Source organism: Desmonostoc muscorum LEGE 12446, from assembly GCF_015207005.2.
Classification (GTDB): domain Bacteria; phylum Cyanobacteriota; class Cyanobacteriia; order Cyanobacteriales; family Nostocaceae; genus Nostoc; species Nostoc muscorum.
On the sequence record NZ_JADEXS020000001.1, the window covers coordinates 683,945 to 705,975 of the forward strand.

20 protein-coding genes are annotated in these 22,031 nt (G+C 43.7%); 11 read left to right on the plus strand and 9 right to left on the minus strand.

Features of this window, described 5'->3' with window-relative positions; all coding sequences use genetic code 11:
- Positions 1–181: 181 nt before the first annotated feature.
- Both proS and IQ276_RS02955 read left to right on the plus strand, forming a co-directional pair.
- Positions 182–2,251 (plus strand): proline--tRNA ligase, encoded by a 2,070-nt coding sequence (proS, locus tag IQ276_RS02950; RefSeq protein ID WP_193925378.1) that lies wholly within the window; start codon positions 182–184, stop codon positions 2,249–2,251.
- A gap of 340 nt (positions 2,252–2,591) precedes the next feature.
- A complete protein-coding gene (locus tag IQ276_RS02955) occupies positions 2,592–3,212 on the plus strand; it encodes a GerMN domain-containing protein (RefSeq protein ID WP_190875548.1) in 621 nt (206 codons plus the stop codon).
- Positions 3,213–3,297: 85 nt separating this feature from the next.
- On the opposite strand, the gene IQ276_RS02960 is transcribed toward IQ276_RS02955, so the two are convergent.
- The 3 genes from IQ276_RS02960 to efp all read right to left on the minus strand — a co-directional run bounded on the left by IQ276_RS02960 (position 3,298) and on the right by efp (position 4,928).
- Positions 3,298–3,645: an ArsR/SmtB family transcription factor gene (locus IQ276_RS02960; protein WP_073644771.1), complete on the minus strand. Its 348-nt coding sequence runs from the start codon at positions 3,643–3,645 to the stop codon at positions 3,298–3,300.
- Between the two features lie 62 nt (positions 3,646–3,707).
- Positions 3,708–4,262 (minus strand): acetyl-CoA carboxylase biotin carboxyl carrier protein, encoded by a 555-nt coding sequence (gene accB, locus IQ276_RS02965; protein ID WP_190875549.1) that lies wholly within the window; start codon positions 4,260–4,262, stop codon positions 3,708–3,710.
- Positions 4,263–4,370: 108 nt separating this feature from the next.
- Entirely contained in the window at positions 4,371–4,928 is a 558-nt protein-coding gene (gene efp, locus IQ276_RS02970; protein WP_190875550.1) for an elongation factor P, read from the minus strand.
- Positions 4,929–5,261: 333 nt separating this feature from the next.
- Here efp and IQ276_RS02975 point away from each other — a divergent pair, with 333 nt between their 5' ends.
- Positions 5,262–6,368, plus strand: a complete 1,107-nt coding sequence (locus IQ276_RS02975) for a peptidylprolyl isomerase (RefSeq protein WP_235115375.1) — start codon at positions 5,262–5,264, stop codon at positions 6,366–6,368.
- Between the two features lie 124 nt (positions 6,369–6,492).
- Here the strand turns inward: IQ276_RS02975 and IQ276_RS02980 are convergent, their stop codons facing one another.
- Positions 6,493–7,065: a Uma2 family endonuclease gene (locus IQ276_RS02980; protein WP_221707599.1), complete on the minus strand. Its 573-nt coding sequence runs from the start codon at positions 7,063–7,065 to the stop codon at positions 6,493–6,495.
- 285 nt (positions 7,066–7,350) lie between these two features.
- On the opposite strand from IQ276_RS02980, the gene thiL reads away from it, so the two are divergent.
- Complete coding sequence (gene thiL / locus IQ276_RS02985; protein WP_235115376.1) at positions 7,351–8,370, plus strand: thiamine-phosphate kinase; 1,020 nt, start codon at positions 7,351–7,353, stop codon at positions 8,368–8,370.
- A gap of 59 nt (positions 8,371–8,429) precedes the next feature.
- Here thiL and IQ276_RS02990 read toward each other — a convergent pair whose 3' ends face one another.
- Together IQ276_RS02990 and nadD are read right to left on the minus strand one after the other, a co-directional pair.
- Complete coding sequence (locus IQ276_RS02990; protein ID WP_190875554.1) at positions 8,430–9,443, minus strand: type I glyceraldehyde-3-phosphate dehydrogenase; 1,014 nt, start codon at positions 9,441–9,443, stop codon at positions 8,430–8,432.
- 126 nt (positions 9,444–9,569) lie between these two features.
- The gene (nadD, locus tag IQ276_RS02995) at positions 9,570–10,187 is read right to left on the minus strand and encodes a nicotinate (nicotinamide) nucleotide adenylyltransferase (protein ID WP_193922242.1); all 618 of its coding nucleotides are present in this window, start codon (positions 10,185–10,187) and stop codon (positions 9,570–9,572) included.
- A 404-nt stretch (positions 10,188–10,591) separates the two neighbouring features.
- On the opposite strand from nadD, the gene murC reads away from it, so the two are divergent.
- The 4 genes from murC to IQ276_RS03015 all read left to right on the plus strand — a co-directional run bounded on the left by murC (position 10,592) and on the right by IQ276_RS03015 (position 14,545).
- Positions 10,592–12,052: a UDP-N-acetylmuramate--L-alanine ligase gene (murC, locus tag IQ276_RS03000; protein ID WP_193922241.1), complete on the plus strand. Its 1,461-nt coding sequence runs from the start codon at positions 10,592–10,594 to the stop codon at positions 12,050–12,052.
- Between the two features lie 122 nt (positions 12,053–12,174).
- The gene (gene murB, locus IQ276_RS03005) at positions 12,175–13,176 is read left to right on the plus strand and encodes a UDP-N-acetylmuramate dehydrogenase (protein WP_190875557.1); all 1,002 of its coding nucleotides are present in this window, start codon (positions 12,175–12,177) and stop codon (positions 13,174–13,176) included.
- A 287-nt stretch (positions 13,177–13,463) separates the two neighbouring features.
- Positions 13,464–13,814, plus strand: coding sequence for a YbaB/EbfC family nucleoid-associated protein (locus tag IQ276_RS03010; RefSeq protein WP_073644781.1), 351 nt, complete (start codon positions 13,464–13,466; stop codon positions 13,812–13,814).
- Positions 13,815–14,059: 245 nt separating this feature from the next.
- The gene (locus IQ276_RS03015) at positions 14,060–14,545 is read left to right on the plus strand and encodes a low molecular weight protein-tyrosine-phosphatase (RefSeq protein ID WP_190875603.1); all 486 of its coding nucleotides are present in this window, start codon (positions 14,060–14,062) and stop codon (positions 14,543–14,545) included.
- 95 nt (positions 14,546–14,640) lie between these two features.
- Here IQ276_RS03015 and IQ276_RS03020 read toward each other — a convergent pair whose 3' ends face one another.
- Positions 14,641–15,324, minus strand: a complete 684-nt coding sequence (locus IQ276_RS03020; RefSeq protein ID WP_190875558.1) for a response regulator transcription factor — start codon at positions 15,322–15,324, stop codon at positions 14,641–14,643.
- Between the two features lie 620 nt (positions 15,325–15,944).
- Here IQ276_RS03020 and smpB point away from each other — a divergent pair.
- The gene (smpB, locus tag IQ276_RS03025; RefSeq protein WP_190875559.1) at positions 15,945–16,412 is read left to right on the plus strand and encodes an SsrA-binding protein SmpB; all 468 of its coding nucleotides are present in this window, start codon (positions 15,945–15,947) and stop codon (positions 16,410–16,412) included.
- A gap of 180 nt (positions 16,413–16,592) precedes the next feature.
- Entirely contained in the window at positions 16,593–16,871 is a 279-nt protein-coding gene (locus IQ276_RS03030) for a WGxxGxxG family protein (RefSeq protein WP_190875560.1), read from the plus strand.
- Between the two features lie 82 nt (positions 16,872–16,953).
- On the opposite strand, the gene IQ276_RS03035 is transcribed toward IQ276_RS03030, so the two are convergent.
- Together IQ276_RS03035 and IQ276_RS03040 are read right to left on the minus strand one after the other, a co-directional pair.
- On the minus strand, positions 16,954–18,369 hold the full coding sequence (locus tag IQ276_RS03035) for an IctB family putative bicarbonate transporter (RefSeq protein ID WP_193919228.1): 1,416 nt from the start codon (positions 18,367–18,369) through the stop codon (positions 16,954–16,956).
- Between the two features lie 266 nt (positions 18,370–18,635).
- Positions 18,636–20,186, minus strand: a complete 1,551-nt coding sequence (locus IQ276_RS03040) for a GAF domain-containing sensor histidine kinase (protein WP_190875562.1) — start codon at positions 20,184–20,186, stop codon at positions 18,636–18,638.
- Between the two features lie 614 nt (positions 20,187–20,800).
- Here IQ276_RS03040 and IQ276_RS03045 point away from each other — a divergent pair.
- Positions 20,801–21,973 (plus strand): DegT/DnrJ/EryC1/StrS family aminotransferase, encoded by a 1,173-nt coding sequence (locus tag IQ276_RS03045; protein WP_193919226.1) that lies wholly within the window; start codon positions 20,801–20,803, stop codon positions 21,971–21,973.
- Positions 21,974–22,031 lie beyond the last annotated feature (58 nt).

Here is a 22,031-nt window from a genome sequence, read left to right on the forward strand (position 1 = left end):
ATGAGGGAGATGAGGGAGATGAGGGAGTGAGAATAACTCCTAACTCCTAACTCTTGTAGAGACGCGATTAATCGCGTCTCTACTCAGCACTCAGCACTCCCAATGCTCCTTTGTACTTTATCCTTGATAATTCATACTTTAGTTGACATAGAAATTAGCGATTCTGGAAAGGGAATAAACGATGCGACTATCACAAATGTTATTCGTTACACTGCGGGATGATCCAGCTGATGCTGAAATTCCCAGCCATAAATTATTACTCCGTGCGGGTTACATTCGTCGCATCGGTAGCGGTGTCTATGCTTATCTGCCGCTGATGTGGCGGGTACTGCAAAAGGTTTCCCAAATTGTGCGCGAAGAAATGAACGCTACAGGCGCCCAAGAATGTCTTTTACCGCAATTACAACCCGCTGATTTATGGAAGGAATCGGGACGTTGGGATACTTACACTAAAGCTGAAGGAATCATGTTTTCCCTAATCGATCGCCGCGATCAACAATTAGGATTAGGCCCAACTCATGAAGAAGTGATCACAGCGATCGCTCGTGATATGATTCGTTCCTATCGCCAGCTACCTCTGCACCTCTACCAAATTCAAACCAAATTCCGTGATGAAATTCGTCCCCGCTTTGGTTTGATGCGCGGACGGGAATTTATCATGAAAGACGGCTACTCTTTCCACGTCGATGAAGCTAGCCTCAAAAAAACTTACGACGATATGTATCAAGCCTACAGCAATATGCTGCGGCGTTCTGGTTTAGCTTTTCGGGCAGTGGAAGCTGATTCTGGTGCGATTGGTGGTTCTGGTTCCACAGAATTTATGGTGTTGGCGGAAGCTGGCGAAGACGAAGTTCTCTACACTGAGGATGGTAAATACGCCGCTAACGTAGAAAAGGCTGTTTCTTTACCAATTGACGCGGAACCGTCACGGTTTACAACCTACGAGAAACGCGATACACCTGGAACAGAGACCATTGAAACAGTCTCGAAATTCCTCAAATGTTCTCCCACCCAAGTGGTGAAAAACGTCCTTTACCAAACAGTTTATAACAATGGTGTGACGGTGTTGGTTTTGGTGAGCATCCGAGGCGACCAAGAAGTTAATGAGGTCAAGTTGCAAAATGAATTGACCAAATTAGCTTCTGACTATGGTGCTACAACTATTATTAGTTTGAGCGTACCAAATTCTGAAGCGCAGCAAACATGGACAGCGAAATCTCTGCCTTTAGGCTACATTAGCCCAGATATTAGCGATGACTATCTTCTTTCTTGTCCGCGCCTAAGTAGAGAAAAAATTCAACAGCTTACAGGCTTAGAATCTCAATTACTTGATGAGGTTTTGAATACCGATTTAGTGGGTGTTCAAAGACCAGACTATGATGTATTGAGTGTCGGCTTATCTATCCAGACAAAGCTTGAATCTTTTGGTAATATCAATCCAAAATCTACGTCTGCCAATGCCAAAATACTTCAGGCTAATAGCCTAATGAAGGCAAATCAGCAACTTCAGACATTTCAAAGACAGTATCCTTATCCTGAGTTCCTACGCTTGGTCGATGAAACAGCCGTTAATTTAGAAAACTTTGTCACAGGTGCTAATGAAACTGGCTTTCACGTAGTCGGTGCTAACTGGGGTAAGCAATTTCAACTACCACAAGAAAAAAATAGAGTAGATGTGCGGAAAGCTAGACCAGGCGATCGCGCCAAGGACTACCCAGAACAATTACTACAAAGCGCCAGGGGAATTGAAGCAGGTCACATCTTCCAATTAGGCACTAAATATTCCCAAGCGATGGGAGCAACTTATACCAATGAACAGGGTGAAGAAAAGCCGCTATTTATGGGTTGTTTTGGTGTAGGCGTATCGCGTTTAGCACAGGCTGCCGTAGAGCAATCTTACGATAAAGATGGGATTATTTGGCCAGTAGCGATCGCACCTTATCACGCGATCGTCACAATCCCCAACATTAATGATGCTCAACAAGTCGAAATCGCCGAAAAACTTTACACACAACTCAATCAAGCCGGAATTGAAACCTTACTCGATGACCGCGATGAACGAGCTGGAGTGAAATTCAAAGATGCAGACTTGATAGGCATCCCATACAGAATTGTAACCGGGCGAGCCATCGCTAATGGCAAAGTCGAAGTTGTAGAAAGAGCGACTCGTAAATCTCAAGAAATCGCCATTGATGAAGTGACAACAACACTTAAACAGTGGGTTAATGAGGGAATAGGGAATAGGGAGTAGGGAATAGGGCATTGGCCAAAAAGGGTATTGTGAGTGTGCGAGGAGTAGGAAGCTTTTTCATAATCTCTCCACACTTCCCCCTCTCCCTCATCCCCCTCATCTTCATCATCTCCCCACTCCCCACTCCCCATTCCCCAAAATTTACATAATTGGACAGTGACGGACTAGAAGCGCAAACTCTAAAATTGAATTAGGGACTTGCAGGATTAAAAATAATCGGATTTTGAAGCATCGAACCTCCTCTAAGTTGTAGGAAACTCTCCACTTATAAGTATCGTCTTTAACCAGGCTGCTCCTCACATAACTACCATCTCAGCCCTCAGTCAGGAAGGTTTTGAACATGAAAGACCAACAAGGATCTAATCGTATTTCTTCAGGCATAATTGCAGCCGTCGCAGCAGCGGTTGTAGCGGTGGGTGGCGGCGTGGCTTGGTTAACTGCACAATCTAATAATGCTCCCACACCAACGAAACCCTCTCAAGGTATCGACCAGCCAGTGCAGCCATCAACTAGGCAGCCAGCTAATGAGCAAACTGCTAACGTTTATTGGCTTAGACCAAACGATAAAAATATTGCTTTGGTTCCCCAGCCTGTAAGAGTCGCTAGAGCAACTGCTGTACGACCCAACCAAGTTTTAGAAACAGCTTTACAAAGCTTGTTAGCAGGACCAACAGAAGGAACAGATTCTACAACTATCCCCAAGGGAACCAAATTATTGGGGCTAAAAGCCGATAACGATGAAGTTCGCGTTAATTTATCTGAAGAGTTTACCAGCGGTGGCGGTAGCGCCTCAATGATCGGTCGTGTGGGACAAGTTGTTTATACTGCGACCACTTTAAATCCAAAAGCCAAAGTGTACATTGACGTGAACGGTAAACCTTTGGATGTTTTGGGCGGTGAGGGTGTAGAGTTACAACAACCGCTAACTCGTGAAAGCTTTGATAAAAACTATCCGCTTTAAAAAAGTGAGGAGTGAGGAGTGAGGAGTTAGGAGTGAGGAGTTTTAACTCATAACTCATAACTCATAACTCATAACTTTCTTAGACTTACCGTTTGGTGTTCAAGACACGAAAATTACGGGCTTGCTGTTCTAACCTTGTGGCGAGGCGATCGCAAACCCGATTACACAACTCAAAAATCATTTGATCTTCTACTCTATAATAGGCGCAAGTTCCTTCACTGCGGCGGCTAAGGATTCCTGCTTGCCACATTACCTTCAGGTGTTTGGACACATTTGCCTGAGAAGTCTGTGTTGCCTCTACCAACTCTTGCACGCATTTTTCTTCATCCCGCAGTAAGTGTAGCAGCCGCAGGCGCATTGGCTCACTTAACAGGCCGAAGTATTCAGCTACTTGTTGCACCACTTCTGGTGGTAAAGGCAACGTTTGTTTCATCAGGATTAACCCGTAAGGATTGAAAGTTTTAACGACAACTCACTTCATATATAGATTAATACTTAATCAGGGTTAATTCGCATCAAAGGTTGACCATATTCTACTGGATCGCCATTTTGCAGGAGAATTTCCATCACTTGCCCGGAGACTTCGGCTTCGATTTCATTCATCAGCTTCATGGCCTCAATGATACAGACTGTTTGACCCTTGCGGACGCGATCGCCCACTTCTACAAATGGTGCTTCACCCGGTGCAGGAGCGCGATAAAATGTTCCCACCATCGGAGAAGGCACTTCTACTAATCTCTGGTCAATGGTTGAGGGGGTATTTACTGACAACTGCAATTGTGTTCCAGTTGCAGCATTCTCAAACAGACGACCTGTTCCTACTTCTGTTACCTGACTTGTAGTCACCTGGTTTGTAGTTAAACCAGATGATAAGCCCGAACCTACCACACCGCCTAAGGTCGCTTGACCTACCGACAACATATGATTGCTGATGCTCACAGCCTTACGTACTGTTAGTTCAAAGTCATCGCTTTTAAGCGTGACTTCTGCAATGTCAGTTTGTGCAATAGTGGCCAGTAGCTGGCGGATTTCATTAAAGTCCAATGGCACAGTTTTTATTACCTCGACCTATCCGTAAATTAGCATTTTTAAGTGTGGCAGGGATTTAATCCCTAAGTAGGGATTTAAATCGGGATTGTTTGAGATCGAAATCCAAACTTATTCCCTGCCTAAATATTTATCATCACGGGTATCAATTTTGATGCGTTCACCTTGGGAAATAAACAAGGGAACCATCACAGTTGCACCAGTTTCAAGAGTAGCTGGTTTAGTACCACCTGTTGCAGTGTCACCTTTTACACCGGGATCTGTTTGCACAACTTCTAGAACCACAGAGTTGGGCAGTTCCACTTCTAGAACTTGTTCACCCCAACGAATGACGTTAGCTTCCATACCTTCCTTGAGGTATTTTACGCGATCGCCAATTTGTGCTGCACTCAATCTGCCTTCTTCATAGGTTTCCATATCCATAAAGACAAACTCATCGCCTTCTTTATAGGTATGCTGCATCGTACTTTTTTCTAAAGTAGCTTGCGGTACTGTTTCCCCTGCCCGGAAGGTTTTTTCCACCACACTCCCATTCTGAACATTTTTCAGTTTGGTTCGTACAAAGGCAGAACCTTTCCCTGGCTTAACGTGGAGGAATTCCACCACTCGCCATACAGATCCATCTAATACAATTGAGACACCAGGTCGAAAGTCGTTGCTGGAGATCATGAAACTTTCAAATTTTGGAAGACAATCGGCATTTATTGTACCCTTCAAGCGGAGTAATTAGCTATTTAGTCATTGGGCATGGGGCATTGGGCATGGGGCATTGGAAGAGGCAGAGGGGCAGGGGGCGGGGGGCAGAGGGGAAGATTTTCTCCCCTGCTCCCTGCTCCCTGCCTCCCCTGCCTCCCCTGCTCCCCCTGCTCCCTCATCCCCACTCCCCACTCCCCCATTTTTTCACTCATAACTCAGCACTTAGCACTGGGCACTCCTACTGTGGGAAGATTATTGATGGGTTACGTCCAGTTAACAATATCAATGCTGCATTTGAGTTATTCCATGCTTAACTTATTAAAATCCTGGCTGAAGAACAGCCTAATGGCAATACTGCTGGTAACAATATTTTTAGGCATAACTACAGCTGGGTGGACTCCCTCTAGTAGCGCCGCGCTGCCAGCTGGCAACGCAATTACCGACGGTAATGCTTTGTTGCGGTATGCACTCCCGATAGATAACAAACCTGTGCGGCAACTACAAGCCAGTTTAGAGGACATTTCTGCCCAACTGCGGGCAAATCGACGCTGGGGTGCTGTTTCCAAAGACATCAGCCAAGCATCCCGCATTCTCGATAAACCCTCCCAAATCCTAGCAAGTGTTATCGAAGAACGCCAACCCCAAGCAGAAGCTTGGATTAACGAGTTGAAATCTGGCGTGGCTAACCTCCAAGAATTGGCAAACAGCAAAGATAAACAACAAATATTGCAACAGAGAACTAAACTGTTGAATCTCATCACTCAGCTAGAAGAGTCAATGGTGAAGGAATTTCCCTTTGAAGTTCCTGCTGAATATAGTAACCTGCCACAACTTAAAGGTCGTGCCACCGTGGAATTAAAAACCAACAAAGGCAACCTTACCCTTGTAGTGGATGGTTACAGCGCTCCTATTACCGCTGGTAATTTTGTAGATTTAGTGCAGAGAGGTTTTTATAATGGCTTAGAATTTAGCCGTTCTGAAGAATCTTACTTTCTGCAAACTGGAGATCCCGTTGGAAAAGAAGTGGGTTTCATTGACCCAAGCACAGGCAAATACCGCTCCATTCCTTTAGAAGTCTTGGTTCAAGGTGACAAGGAGCCTACCTATGGCATTACCCTAGAAGAAGCTGGTCGTTACATTGATATGCCAGTTCTGCCTTTTTCTGCTTTTGGCGCAGTAGTTATGGCTCGTCCCGAAAGTGAAGTGAATGGAGGTTCTTCGCAATTCTTCTTCTTTCTGTTTGAACCAGAACTTACTCCCGCCGGACGCAACTTATTGGATGGTCGTTATGCCGTTTTTGGCTATCTCACTGAAGGCAAAGAAGTTTTGGATAAACTCAAGGCAGGTGACAAAATTGAATCTGCAACAGTAGTTAAAGGCATAGAAAATCTGGTTGCAGCCCAAGCAGCGTAGGAGAGATGAGGGAGTGGGGAGATGAGAGAGATGAGGGAGTGTGGGGAGAGAGGGGGGAAAGATTTCTTCCCCATCCTCCCACACCTCCCACACTTCCAATGCCCAATGCCCCATGCCCACTCCCCTAACTGAGATTCCCAGCGGTAAATATCCGATTAACTGCGATCGCCATTTCTGGAAAAGTCCGCGATACAATTTGCTGGTCGCCACTAAACACCGTCTCTTCGTAAAATCCTTCTTCCAGCCACAGCACTGAAATCTTTTCTTTTAGTGGGTCTACAATCCAATATTCTGGCACTTCAACCGCCGCATATTCAGATCGCTTATAACGATAGTCCCGCTTAATAGAATCTGGACTGACTACCTCTACAATTAGTAATGGTGGTGACTCAAAGACTGCTGATGCATTGATCAATTCTCTTGCTTGCTCCTGCGTCACCACAGACAAGTCAGTTAACCTAGACTTATTTTTCCCAGTTCTCGTCCCAGTTTCCCGAAAAGTTAACCAAGGTAAACTCAAGCGCTGAATTTCTGCTATGAATGCGGTATCTAAAAAAGCGACAATCAAGAAATGTTGAATTGTAGGGGGATTAATTAATTCCAGCCTGCCATCTACTAGCTCGTAGTGAAAACCACTGCCATCATCATAAGTTAAGTACTCTTCAAATGTGAGCTTTGTTACCAGTGTAGAGACCATTCCAACATCCCCCTAGACGATAACTTTATCGTAACTTGGGGGAGTGGGGAGTAGGGAGTGGGGGAGATGAGGGAGTGAGGGAGTGAGGGAGCAGGGGAGAATTGGGGACAAGGTGACAAGAGTTAGAACTTGCAACAAGTCTTTCCCCTTGTTCCCAATTCTCCTTGTCCCCTTGTCCTCTTCCCCAGTCCCCAATCCCCAGTCCCCAGTCCCCTTGTCCTCTTCCCCAGTCCCCAATCCCCAGTCCCCAATCCCCAGTCCCCAATGACCAATGACTAATGACTAATGACTAATGTCAAAGATATTGGCGAACAAGGTCTTTTAGCAAAATTACAACGTTTCTGTCCCCCAGAAATTATTGGCGATGATGCGGCAGTATTGGTGACTGCACCAGAGCAATCTTTAGTCGTCACCACAGATGTGCTGGTTGATGGTGTGCATTTTAGTAACCTCACCACTTCCCCAGAAGATGCAGGTTGGCGTGCGGCGGCTGCTAACTTGTCAGATTTGGCAGCGATGGGTGCTTCCCCATTGGGTATCACTGTCGGACTCGGACTTCCTGGGGATTTGAGCGTGAATTGGGTCGAAAGGCTATACCAGGGAATGACAGAATGCCTGCAAAAATACAATACCCCAATTGTTGGGGGTGATGTGGTGCGATCGCCTGTGACTACTTTGGCAATTACCGCTTTTGGTCAAGTTCACCCCAGTCAAATTATCCGCCGTTCTGCTGCTGTTGTGGGAGATGCGATCGTCGTTACAGGTGTTCACGGAGCCTCCCACGCTGGCTTAGAATTGCTCTTGCATCCCGAATTCGGACAAAACCTCAATGACGCACAAAAGACGGCTCTAATCCTCGCCCATCAGCGTCCCCAGCCACGATTAGATGTCTTATCCATCCTCAAAAAAATCTTAGCATCCCCAATGCCCAATGCCCCATGCCCCATGCCCATTGCTGGTATGGATAGCAGCGACGGTTTAGCAGATGCTGTAATCCAAATTTGTCGCGCCAGCAGCGTTGGCGCGGTGTTAGAACTGAGACAAATTTCCTTACCAACAGCTTTTAACCATTGGCTGACACCAGAGCAAGCCCTGGAATATGCTTTATATGGTGGCGAAGACTTTGAATTAGTGTTGTGCTTACCACAAGAGCCAGCATCAGCTTTAGTAGAATATCTTGGTGAAGGTGCTGCGATCGTCGGCAGAATTACACCAGGTTCAACAATACTATTACACGACGAACAAAAAAAATTCCCCGACCAAGTTCTCACTCTTAGCCAGGGATTTCAACACTTCAAAAGTTAGAAGTTATGAATGATAAGTTATGAGTTTTAACTCATAACTCCTAACTCCTAACTTTTTAATTAAACCCACTTCTCGGCTACCAATTCCGCCAAATCCAAAACTCGTTGGCTGTAACCCCACTCATTGTCATACCAAGCCATAACTTTTACTAGATCATTACCCAAAACCAAAGTTAAGCTAGCATCAACAATTGACGAAGCGTCACTACCTTGATAATCAGACGATACCAGTTCTAGTTCGCTGTAGTCCAAAATGCCTTTGAGTGGTCCTTCAGCAGCATCTTTGAGAGCTTGGTTAACTTCTTCAGTAATAGTACGCTTCTCAACTTGAACTACGAAATCTACCATTGAAACGTTCGGGGTCGGTACACGCAAAGCAACGCCATTGAGCTTGCCTTTGAGTTCTGGGATTACCAGTGCCACTGCCTTTGCCGCACCAGTGGAGGTGGGTACAATGTTGATGGCTGCGGCTCTCGCCCGTCGCAAATCCCGGTGAGAAGCGTCTAGTAAGCGCTGGTCACCTGTATAGCTGTGGGTGGTGGTCATCGTACCTTTGATGATGCCGAACTTATCATTCAACACCTTGGCGATTGGCGCCAAGCAGTTGGTAGTACAGCTGGCATTACTGATAATGTGGTGTACGTTGTGGTCATAGTCGTGATGATTCACACCAACCACAAAGGTGCCATCCTCATTTTTCCCAGGAGCAGTGATCAGAACTTTCTTGGCTCCAGCATTCACATGCTTGAGCGCTCCTTCTTTGCTGGTAAATACCCCTGTTGCTTCGATAATTAGGTCAATTCCCCAATCTTTCCAGGGCAAGTTTTCTGGATTGCGATCGGATACGCACTTAACGGTCTTACCGTTAATGATGATGGAGTTATCATCAGCAGTAATGTCAACATCCTTTAACTTCCCTAGCATTGAGTCGTACTTCAGCAGGTGAGCATTGGTTCTAGGGTCTGATGTGTCATTGATGGCTACAAGGTCTATCTTGCTATTCTCTCTACCCACCCAACAACGCGCAAAGTTACGTCCAATACGCCCGAAACCGTTGATTGCAACTCTAATCACAGTGTCTTGCCCTCTGTATATATGCCTATATGTTGATATCGTTGACCCCAATCATATCGCAAAGGGGGGGATCACTTATAACCATAAAGTGTTAGATCAATAAAAAAACACATAATTTATTCAGATTTATTTGGAGTAAAGATTATTGTTGGCAATATACGATCTTACGGATTCTGGGACTAGATAACGAATTGACTTGCGTTCGCGGCAAAATTTCCGAATTAGACTTGACGAAACTCCTACTAAAGGTATATCCAGGAATTGCCAATCAATGGTATTTGAGTGTTTGCTTAGTTGTTTCTCGACTTGCTTGCAGATTAACTCGCTTTGAGTTATAGTCTCACCACCTAGCAGTCGGGGTGCGATTAACCAATTACACATTTGTGCTAGTTCGCGTCCACGATACCAATGAGGTAAGGTTTGGAAAGTATCCAAGCCCACAATCCAGTACCAGCGAGTATTTGGGTAACAAGCAGATAAGTCCATCAGGGTGTTAATGGCATAGGAAGTCCCAGAGCGTTTTCCCTCCACTAGTGAGACAGTAAACGCTGGGTTATCTTTTGTAGCTAATTGCAGCATTTCTACACGATGCTCAAACAAAGCTGCTTCTTTATGAGGAGGATTTAAAGATGGCACCCAAATTACCTTTTCAAGGGATACTTGATGCAAAGCTGTCTCGGCTACGAGCAGGTGTCCCCAATGAATTGGATCGAATGTGCCACCAAAAATTGCTAGTTGCTGCATCCAGTTACGCCTGGGTTTTATGCAATTGAAAAATAGTTTCATTACCAATGTACTATTGTACTCAATTCTCGCGTAGACTTGATGCAATTTAAAATCAGTTTCACTAACAATGTACTATCGTAGTCAACTACAGCAAGGTAGCTAAAAATATGTATTTGTCATTACAAGAATTTCTGTCCCGATGCGGCCAAAATTTTGCGAATAATCTTAAAAACAGTTCAGAAATAGCAAAAACCTCCAACCAAGGTAAAATCATTCTGAACTCGCAAAACCAGAGCAGAAAACTCATCCCAGCGTCAGGCATGAACATAACACAGGAGTAATTATGGTAAATATCAAATTCCTGTTATGATACGCGTGTCATTTGTGATTTATGGTGTGGTGTGGTGTAAGAGGAGCAATAAATGAGTAATTCTGTAGATTTTAGTGGTAGACCATTTCATTTCATTGGCATCGGCGGTATAGGTATGTCTGCTCTGGCATACGTTCTCGCTAAGCGTCAATTTCCAGTATCAGGTTCGGATTTACGTCCAAACCACATTACGCACAAGTTGGAATCTATCGGCGCTCATATTTTTGGTAAACAAGAGGCAAGTAATCTCGAATTCTTTGACCCCCAGGAATCTCAGGTTGTAGTATTAAATTCACCAGAAAAATTAGCTACTACTACTAACTCAAAACTGCCTCAAGTCATTTGTTCAACAGCAATTAACACGAATAATTTAGAATACAAAGCAGCTCTTGAATTAGGTTGTCCGATTTTACATCGTTCAGATGTACTAGCAGCGCTGATTGCTGATTACTATAGTATTGCAGTCGCAGGAACCCACGGCAAAACCACAACCAGTAGCATGATTGGTTATATGCTACTGCAAGCAGGTCTAGACCCAACGATTTTAGTAGGTGGCGAAGTCAATGCTTGGTCCGGCAATGCTCGATTGGGACAAAGCCAATATTTGGTAGCCGAAGCAGATGAATCAGATGGTTCTCTAGTAAAACACGCTCCAGAAATTGGCATCATTACCAATATTGAACTCGATCATCCTGACCACTACGATACATTAGAAGAAGTAATTGACATCTTCCAGACATTTGCCAAAGGTTGCAAAACTTTGATAGGTAGCATTGACTGTGCTACAGTGCGCGATCGCTTGCAACCAACAATCACCTACAGCTTACACTCAGATACTGACGCTGACTACACTGTCACTAATATTGACTATCGTGCAGATGGCACTACAGCTTTAGTTTGGGAAAGAGGCAAAGCCTTAGGCGTCTTGAACTTGCGCCTGCTAAGTCGGCACAATCTCAGTAATGCCCTAGCAGCAGTAGCTGTTGGTCGTGTCTTGGGCTTAGAATTTGGAGAAATTGCCAAAGGAATCGCCACCTTTGAAGGAGCAAGACGCCGCTTTGAGTTCCGGGGTGAAGTCGATGGTATTACCTTCATTGATGACTATGCTCATCATCCCAGCGAGATTCGCGCTACTCTCGCCGCTGCACGTTTACAGGCAAGACCAGGACAAAGAGTGGTTGCCATCTTCCAACCCCACCGCTATAGCCGTACACTTACTTTTTTAGAAGAATTTGCTCAGTCCTTTAGCCATGCTGATTTGGTTGTGCTGACTGATATTTACAGTGCAGGCGAACCCAATTTAGGGCAAATCAGTGGTGAGCATCTTACAGCGGAAATTGCCAAGCAACATTCCCAGGTAGTTTATCAACCAACTTTATCCTCAGTAGGCGAATTCCTGCTACAAACACTGCGTCCAGGAGACTTGGCGCTGTTTTTGGGCGCTGGGAACTTAAATCAAGTCATTCCTGAAATCATTGCAACACTCCGTGAGCCTGCTAAAGCCACATCCTAAGTGGGGGCTTTGCAAAGTTCCATTTCTGACCAAAGCGCCCCTTTCGTAACGGTTTGATGTTAAGTCTAATACCGTAGTTTTACGGTAAATAAATGTAAAAAATTTACCAATAAAAAGTAAAAATGACCATTTCCCAGGCAGTAGGAAACGTCTGCACAGCTTCTGCTTTGAATACAAAGAAACAACAAACAGCTAATTCGGTGGAGAACGAGGTAATTTACTTACCCAATACTGATTGTGCGATCAAGTCCCAGGCTTTCTTGTCAGCATTTACTTCCTATAGAGTTGGGGGAGCAGCCCAATGGTTCGTTGCTCCTCGAAACTTAGAAGCACTGCAAGCAAGTCTTAAATACGCAAAAGAACGCGATTTAAGAGTGACAACACTGGGAGCGGGTTCTAATTTGCTGGTGAGCGATGGGGGTATATCAGGCTTAGTGATTGCCACTCGTCATCTCCGCTTCAGCCACTTTGACCCACAAACAGGGCAATTAACCGTTGCGGCTGGAGAATCAATTCCCAGCTTAGCATGGGAAGCCGCATCATTGGGATGGCAAGGATTAGAGTGGGCTGTTGGCATTCCTGGCACAGTCGGAGGCGCTGTGGTGATGAATGCAGGGGCACATAATAGCTGTATCGCAGATATGTTAGTTAGTGCCCAGGTACTTTCACCCGATGGGACGCTGGAAACTCTTACCCCCGATCAACTAGGTTATAGCTACCGGACTTCATTATTGCAAGGTGGCGATCGCATAGTCACCCAAGCCACCTTACAGCTCACACCAGGTACAGATCCAGCACAAGTTGTGGCAATCACCAAGGAACACAAAAAGCATCGCCTAAGCACTCAACCATATAACTTCCCCAGTTGTGGCAGTGTCTTCCGCAATCCTAAACCTTACAGCGCTGGCTGGTTAATTGAACAAACAGGTCTCAAAGGCTACCAAATTGGTGGAGCGCAAGTAGCACAACTCCATGCTAACTTCATCGTTAACCGTGGTGGAGCAAAAGCTAGTGATATCTTCTGTCTGATTCGTCACATCCAACATCAAGTACAAGAACGTTGGTCTATTCGGTTAGAGCCAGAAGTCAAAATGCTCGGAGAGTTTCAAGCTGCTTGTGGATAGGGAGTGGGGAGATGAGGAAGCAGGGGGAGCAGGGGAGCAGGGGAAGCAGGGGAGCAGGGGAAGCAGGGGAAGAAGAACTATTGATTATTGGCTGATGCCCAATGCCCAATGCCCAATGCCCAATGCCCAATGCCCAATGCCCAATGCCCAATGCCCAATGCCCCATGCCCCATGCCCTATGCCCTATTCCAGAATGCATTAATTATTGGTAAAAAAAGAGGCAAATTACTGACCGCATCTATAATTGAATTTGATTTGTTATTCAACGCACACGCGTCAAACTAATTATGACAGGTAAAGGACAAGGATTTGGCTTTGGCTTGGGAAAAATGAAAGAATTAGCTGAAGCTTTTAAGAAAGCACAGCAAGTTCAAGAAGGCGCAAAGCGACTCCAAGAAGAGTTGGAGCAAATGGAAATTCAAGGAGAGTCTGGCGGTGGTCTGGTCAAGGTAATTGTCAGTGGTAACCAAGAACCTAAGCGGGTGGAAATTTCTCCAGATGCTTTAGGGGAAGGTGCAGAAGTACTTTCTGATCTTGTAACAGCAGCAATGAAAGAAGCTTACAACAAATCCACAACAACAATGCGGGAACGCATGGAAGACTTGACCAGTGGACTTGAGCTTCCTGGATTTCAATAGTCATTGGTCATTAGTCATTGGTCATTAGTCATTGGTCATTGGTCATTAGTCATTGGTTTTAGACAAAGCGCAAAGTCTGTAGCAAGATCCCGCAGGGTGCGCCGGCTTCGGGCGAACTGAACTTTGTAAGACAGAACAAATGACAAAGTGCAAAGTCTGAGCCAAGGCTTCCTTGGATCTGAACTTTGTAACAGAGGACAACTGACAAAAGACAAATGACTATTGACAAAGGACAAAAAATATTTATGCTTTACAAACTTTTGTTTGTCTGCTTAGGTAACATCTGCCGATCGCCATCGGCAGAAAATATCATGAATCATCTCATTGAGCAGGCCGACTTGAGCGAACACATCCTCTGTGACTCTGCTGGTACATCTAGTTATCACATTGGTAGCCCACCTGACAGACGTATGAGTGCTGCGGCTGCTACCAAGCTGGGAATTAAACTGCGTGGTCACGCACGCCAATTTCAAAAATCAGACTTTCAAGAGTTTGATTTAATTTTGGCGATGGATCGAGAGAATTATGACAATATTCTGACTCTTGACCTAACTGGGCAGTATCATGACAAAGTGCGTTTGATGTGCGATTTTTGCTCTCGACACAATCTCAAGGAAGTTCCAGACCCATATTATGGTGGGCAAGAGGGATTTAATCAAGTGATTGATTTACTGATTGATGCTTGTGAAGGTCTGCTTACCTACGTTACCAGCCAAAAACCAATAATCTAAAGTTATGAGTTAGGAATTAGGAGTCAGAATTCAGAATTGGTGAATTCAGAAGTTAACTTTTTAACTCCTCACTCCTCACTCTTAACTCTTCACTTTTATTCCACCAAACCATGCTTAATTGCAAAACGGACTAATTCTGCTCGGTTGCTAGTTGAAGTTTTTCTTAATAAGCTGCTAACGTATTTTTCCACTGTTCGAGGACTCAGATGTAGCTGATGACCCATGTCGGCATTGGAAAGACCATGAGTTAATAGTTCTAAAACTTCCTGTTCTCTATGAGTTAGAGATGAGTGCAAGTCGGATTTCTGAATTTGAGTGGACAGAGAATTATGAGAGTCCACAGTTTTTGTAGAGGGTGAAATGTCCAAACTATCTTTATGAGAAAAGCGGTATTCGGATTGAATAATTTGCGATCGCTCCAAAAGATTGCGGATTGCTGCTGCTAACTCTTCCAGTTCAAAAGGCTTGGGTAAGTATAAATCGCACCCTGACTGATAGCCCAAAATCCTTTCTTGGGTCTTAGTTCTCGCTGTTAATAAAATTACAGGCAATAAACGGAACATTGGTTGTTGACGCACCCGGCGCACTAGTTCATAGCCGTTCATCTGTGGCATGACAATATCCGTGACAATCAAATCAGGATGATACTCATCCACCATAACCAAAGCCTCTTGACCGTCATTAGCCGTGATCACAGAGTAGCCAGACAGTTCAAGATAGTCGCTAACAGACAGACGAGTGCCCAGATCATCATCCACTACAAGGATCTTCAAGGGCATGGACAGTACACCCCTAGCATTTTTTTACTCAGAAATTTGCTTTTACAGCTCCATCAGTGAACACAGGTAAGAATAGTGTTCTTATGTTTCATACTATGACAGGATTACCAGGTAATGACTGCCTGAGGGTTGATTTATAAAGAAAGTATTAAATCCTTAGGAAGGGTTAACGAAGTGTAACTCAGCTTCTACTCCCACGTTTACAAGGGATAGACAGCTTTGTAATTTGTAACAACTCATCAATAACCTAGAGTAAATGCTCACGTTTGTGTAAATTAATATTGATTTCGACAATAATTTTTCAGTAGCGATCGCCATAAATATCCTTTGTCCTTTGTCAATAGTTACTTGTCACCGTCCCTTGCGCGTCTCCCTTACGAAAAGTTCAGGGACTAGCAGCCTTTGCTCAGGCTTCTTTGGTTGTTCTTCGCCCAATGACCAATGATTAATGAGTAAAATCTAGGTAATTTCAAGTTACCAAAAAATTTTTAATTACAAAGTTATAAAAGTTAGATTAGTAGTATACAGTTTAGCATTTATCGAGGTTACAAAATACACCTTATAATTTATAAATCAATCCAAATAATTTTTTAGGTACATTTAAAGCACACAAATTATCAATGAGTGACAAGAACGAAGGTTACAAAGTTATTAGTGACAACCGTCAAGCCCGTTATTTGTATGAAATTCTGGAAACTTACGAAGCTGGAATTCAGTTGACAGGAACAGAGGTCAAGTCGATTCGTGCGGGCAAAGTCAATCTCCAAGATGGCTATGCTTTGCTTCGTGATGGCGAAGCATGGTTAATCAATGTGCATATCTCACCTTACACAGCTAGTGGACAATATTTTAATCATGAACCACGGCGTACACGCAAATTGTTGCTGAATCGCCAAGAACTCCGCAAGCTAATTGGCAAAGTAGAACAGCAGGGTTTAACTTTAGTCCCCTTAAAAATGTATCTCAAACGAGGTTGGGTAAAAGTGAGTATAGCCCTTGGCAAGGGCAAAAAGTTGCATGATAAGCGAGAAGATCTCAAACGCCGCCAAGACCAGCGTGACATACAACGGGCGATGAAAAACTATTAAGAGTCAGTTTTGCCAAACTACCACATCAGAGTGATAAATCCATTACTGTGACAAGGATGTTGTATATCTACAGCGTGAGTTGTGAAAATTCTGAGTTTATAGCCGTAGATTGATTCTGCCAATGTTGGAACTCGATACATTGGTGAGTAACTTTGGATGGCATGAGAGATTTTCACAATTATGAAAAGTAATTTCATTACAGCTGTTGGCGCTGGCGTTCTCACCTTGAGTATGGGAGTTTTGCCTTTAACTCTATCTGCACAAGCTCAAACAACTACCGATCCTGGAGTTAATACTGCTCCCAGGACGACTACTTACGAGCGCAACGATTTTGATTGGGGTTGGTTGGGATTAATTGGTCTATTCGGTCTAGCTGGTTTGGCTGGGAGAAAGCGTGACGACGAACCAGCCCGTTACCGCGACCCTAATGCTCCTGGGGCTACTAGCTACAGGGACTAACAGGATTTTGGATTTTGGATTGGCATTGAAAAATTGTCAGTTGTCAGTTGTTATAAGGAAAACAACTGACAATTTATTGATTTTAGTTTGGAGCGAATTCTGAATTAGATGAATTTGTCTGGTTCTGAGCCAAAGGTGTCCAATAGCTAGCAATTAAGGCAACTATCAGCCACCAAAGGCTATTGACTTCAGGACGATACCAGACAGTATCTACGGTGCCGTGAGCTAGCATACCCAACAAAATAGCGATCGCTCCAATTAACCAAAATCCCTCTACATTTGTGAGTTGTCGCAATCGTCGCATTTGCAAAAACGCTGCATTCAATGTCACAATTATTAGCCAGAGAAAACAGGCTAAACCAACAAAGCCAGTTTCTACAGCCACTTCCAGCAAAATCGAATAAGCACTCAAAGCAGTGTAACGAGGACGTTGGTACAGGGGGTAAACTTTATTAAATGAGTTGTGACCAGGACCAATACCAAGAATGGGGCGATCGCCAATCATCTCGAACACAGCATCCCACACATTTCGGCGAAAATTATTACTGCTATCTTGGCGGTCAGCAAAAATACTAAATACCCGCAGGCGCACTGGTTCTACAAATATTACTGCTAGTAGCAATACCCCTATCAAACTTCCTAAGACAATCGGTAGCGACCAACTACGCCAAAAAGGTGGCATTTCCACACTCTTCCAATAAACTAGCAATGCCATCGCAGCTAAAATTGCCACCACGAGTCCAATCCAACCGCCACGACTAAAAGTCAGAATTAAGCAGGCAGTATTGACAAGAAACATTGTTAATGCCAATGCCTTTTTAGGCCAGCTTTGCCATGCAAAAATTGCGACTAAGCTAAAAATGACTGCTGGTAAAAGGTATCCAGCCAACAAGTTGGGATTGCCTAAATAACTGTAGACCCTCGTAGTCTTAGACAGAGGAGATTCAGGGTCAACCCAAGTTGCTAGTGCTGTGGCTCCAAAAAACCATTGGCGCAAACCATATACACTGACAATTAACGAGACGTGCAGGTAAAGGATGATAATCCAAGACCGGAGGCGAGGTGACCTTAAGACCCTGGCGCAAAGGGCAAATAGTAGCAAATACAGGCTCAAGGTTGCCAAATCGCTAAGGGCTGCCTTTTTAACTGGTGATAAGGCTGTTGCTACTGCGGCAATTGTCCAGTAGAGCAATACCAATAGGTGAATGGGAGTCACTGACGAGACATTTGTTGTTGCTTCATCAGATAAAGTCAACAGCAGCCAAAATACTGCACAAGCTACCAGCAACAAACCGACTAACGTACTCGAAGTAAAAGGCGCAAGGGCATAGACTAAGCACAGTAAAACAGCTGCTAACGCATCTCCCCACTGTATCAAGACGCTGGTTTGCCGCCAAGAACCCAATAGTCCTACCAGAGAACGGTGGACGTAACTGGTGGTGAGATATTCTTTGACCGGTAAAGATGATAAGGTAAATCGTTGCCAGACTAAATTCATAAAAAACATTGCGATCGATTAGTCTGCCTACGCAGAACTTGGAATCGATCATAATGCGTATAGCGATAAAAAGGTAATAACGTAGATTACAAATTAGTGATGGCGCTGTTATGCATAGCCATCAGTTTCACCTTTAATTCCAAAACATTTCAGGTAATACTAATAAAAAACAGCTGTTGATTAACCCCTCATCTATTTCATGGACAATAACATTGATTGGAAATATTTTTCTCCAATCCCCAGTTCCCAATCCTCATTGCTGGGAATCAAACATCACTAATTGCTTGTGAGGAAGTCACCAGTTGTAATGGCAAAGAAAGTACATAACGATATCCTGATTCTGGCGAACCTTGAATCAAAATTTGTCCACCATGCAACTCTGCCAACTGACAGCTTAACAACAGACCCAAGCTTTCACGAGAAAGACTTCCATTTCCTTTAGCTAAATTTATATCTGAATTAGAAGCGAAGAAATTTAAGTGGGAATCACTCAAGTTTTGTAACTTGTCCACAGCTACTGGTGAAATATCTGCTTGCTCCTGGCTTGTTTTGCGAGTATTGTAATTTGCTACTTCACCTGTTAGTTCTAGTAATGATAAAGAATTGAGGCGGAAGTAGGGATCAACCTCAGTGATTCCGTCTCCCAGCCAAGGATGGGAAACCCAAATAGTAACATTGAGGGTATCTTCCTTATAAGAGACATGAATGCGAACAACACTACCTGTAGCTGAAAGTTGAATTACACTAAACATCAGGTGATACAGGATTTGCCGCACCTTGTCTTTATCTAAAGGCCAAATACGATTGCGTCCCGGTTCGATAGACAGGCGAATATCTTGGTCTCGGCGATTAGCCGCTTCTTCTAAAGTATTGATAGCTTGTTGACAGAGCATTTCAATATCCACAGGAGCTAGATTTAGCACAGTTGAGTTGTCATCTACAGTTCCTAGTTCGGTAATTTCGTTTACTAGGGAAAGTAAGTACCGACCACTGTGTTGGATAATTTCCAAATATTCTCTCTGTTTACCTGTCAAAGGCCCATAAATTTCACGTCCTAGAACACTAGCCATACCAAGTACGGATGTTAGGGGTGTGCGTAACTCCTGAGTTAGCTGTTCCAAAAGTTGCAGTTTCAGTTGCTTGGTAGAAACAGAGTCACTTTCTAAACTTGATGCCGCGATTTTAATCTCGGTGTTACGTTCGTCGTTGAGTGAAAATATAGGAGCTACGGGAGTGCTTGATTCGAGTTTCCCTTGCAGGAGTCGGTTACGCTCAAATTCACTCATGCTCCAACGAGCGATGATTTGTAAAAACTCAATGTCTCGGTTTGTAAAATTGCGCGGTACTAAATCCATCACCGCTAATGCACCTAAACAATGTCCTGAAGCATCAATCAGTGGCGCTCCCAAGTAAGCACGAATGCCATAATCTTGCACTAATTTGCTGCTAGCCAATACTGCATCTGTAAGTTTATGCGTATCATTAATTACAAATACTTGAAAACTTTCTACTACCTGGGTGCAAAAAGATTCTCTGCGTGAGAGTTGGCGGCTTTGTGCCAAATGATTCATCAGTCCCAGTCTAGATAAGCCCACTGCGGACTTAAACCAGTGGCGTTCTTGATCCACAAATCCCAAAATGGAAATTGGTGCTTCCAAAAAGTGGGCAGCAGTTTGAGTGGCTTCTTCAAAAACCGGAATTGTTTCTGGTTGCCGTAAACCTAGTTCTGACAAAGCTTTAAGACGTTGTTGTTCTCTTGTTTCCTGAGAAGTCCAACCATCCTTTAGGGCAAATAATTTGTTTTCAGGCTCTACCATTGCCACTGCTACCTTAATAATTTATCGATACTGTAAATTGATATGTGCCCTATTTCTGGGTTATCAATTGCTATTTTTAAGCATTCCCTAATTTTGCCTCTGACAAACAAGTTTGAGGCAAAAATTTTTTACCTCTTCCACTAAGTCGCCTACGGAGTCTTTGCCAGTTACTATTTACTGGTACTGAATGTTATCTATTGATCGCTGGTGTAGTCTCTATTACTTCAGATTTTGCAATCAGACTGCGTTAGATTTGGATTCAGTCAGGGTAACCTAACCTTAAGGATACTAGAAAGGGTCTATGATTCTTGATGTACAGAACGGAAAATTTCTGTTAGTATATTTAACGTAAATTTACTTAAAAATAATCATATTAATGTAGTTTTTATTAGCAAATTTTACTGACGACATCTAGTACCGCTGCGCCGAATTCCAAGTTTAAAATTTGTCTGGAAAAGTTGAGGCACTGCGTTGGACAGCGAGCAAGGTATTTTTCAGAAAAGTAATTTATTGCTGTGGTAAACAACAGTCAATTACATCAAACCTTTGTAATTTTAGTTTGTAATAAACCACAAGTAAACACGAATAGATAGCGAATTTGAGGGCAACTGATAATGAATAAAATGGCTATTAGAGTTCCTTTTGTAGACCTGAAGTTACAACACGAGCCAATTCAAACGCAACTGCAAAATGCAATTCAATCTGTATTGGAACGAGGGGATTTTATTTTAGGGCAAGCACTCTCAGATTTTGAAGCGGCATTTGCAGCTGTGTCTGGGGCAGAATATGGAGTTGGTGTGGCATCTGGAACAGATGCGATCGCCTTGGGATTGCAAGCGTGTAATATTGGTGCTGGCGATGAAGTGATTTTACCTGCAAACACTTTTATTGCAACCTTGATTGGAGTCTTACGCGCTGGTGCCAAGCCAATTTTAGTAGATTGCGATCGCCAAACAGCTTTAATTGATTTAGAAGCAGCAGCAAAAGCAATTACGCCTCAGACTAAAGCAATTATTCCTGTGCATCTTTATGGTCAAATGGTATCACCACAGGATCTATTGGACTTTGCTGATACCTACAAAGTGCTAATTTTTGAAGACGCAGCACAAGCGCATCTCGCCCAAAGAGATGGATATCACGCTGGTTCAGTAGGAATAGCAGCAGCTTTCAGTTTCTATCCCAGCAAAAATTTGGGAGCATTTGGGGATGGAGGAATGCTACTAACACGAAATTCCGATGTTGCCCAGAAGATGGTACGCTTGCGAAATTATGGCGCATCGCAAAAATATTTTCACACTGAACCAGGCACAAATAGCCGCTTAGATACATTGCAAGCAGCTATCTTGCATGAGAAACTACCATATTTGCCACAGTGGAATCGCGATCGCTTGACTATTGCCCAAGAATATGATGTAGAATTAGCACCTTTAGCAACTGCTGGCATTATCCCCATCGAAAACCAAAGTGGCGCAGGACATGTTTATCATCTTTATGTGATTAAAATTGATGATTCTTGCCCCATAGAACGCCAGGAACTCCAAGAACAACTAACAGCAGCGGGAATTCAGACTGGTATTCATTACCCAATTCCTTGTCATCTCCAGCCAGCGTTTACCCACTTAGGGTATCAGCCTGGAGATTTTCCCCAAGCAGAAAATTTATCAAAGCAAATATTATCATTACCTATGTATCCTGGTTTGAGCAGTAGCCAAATCAAAGAAGTTGTAGCAGCGATCGCCAATGCAGTCTCAACAAATTCTCAGCAGTCATTAGTCATTAGTCATTAGTCATTGGTCATTGGTCATTAGTCCAATGCCCCATGCCCTATGCCACATGCCCAATAAT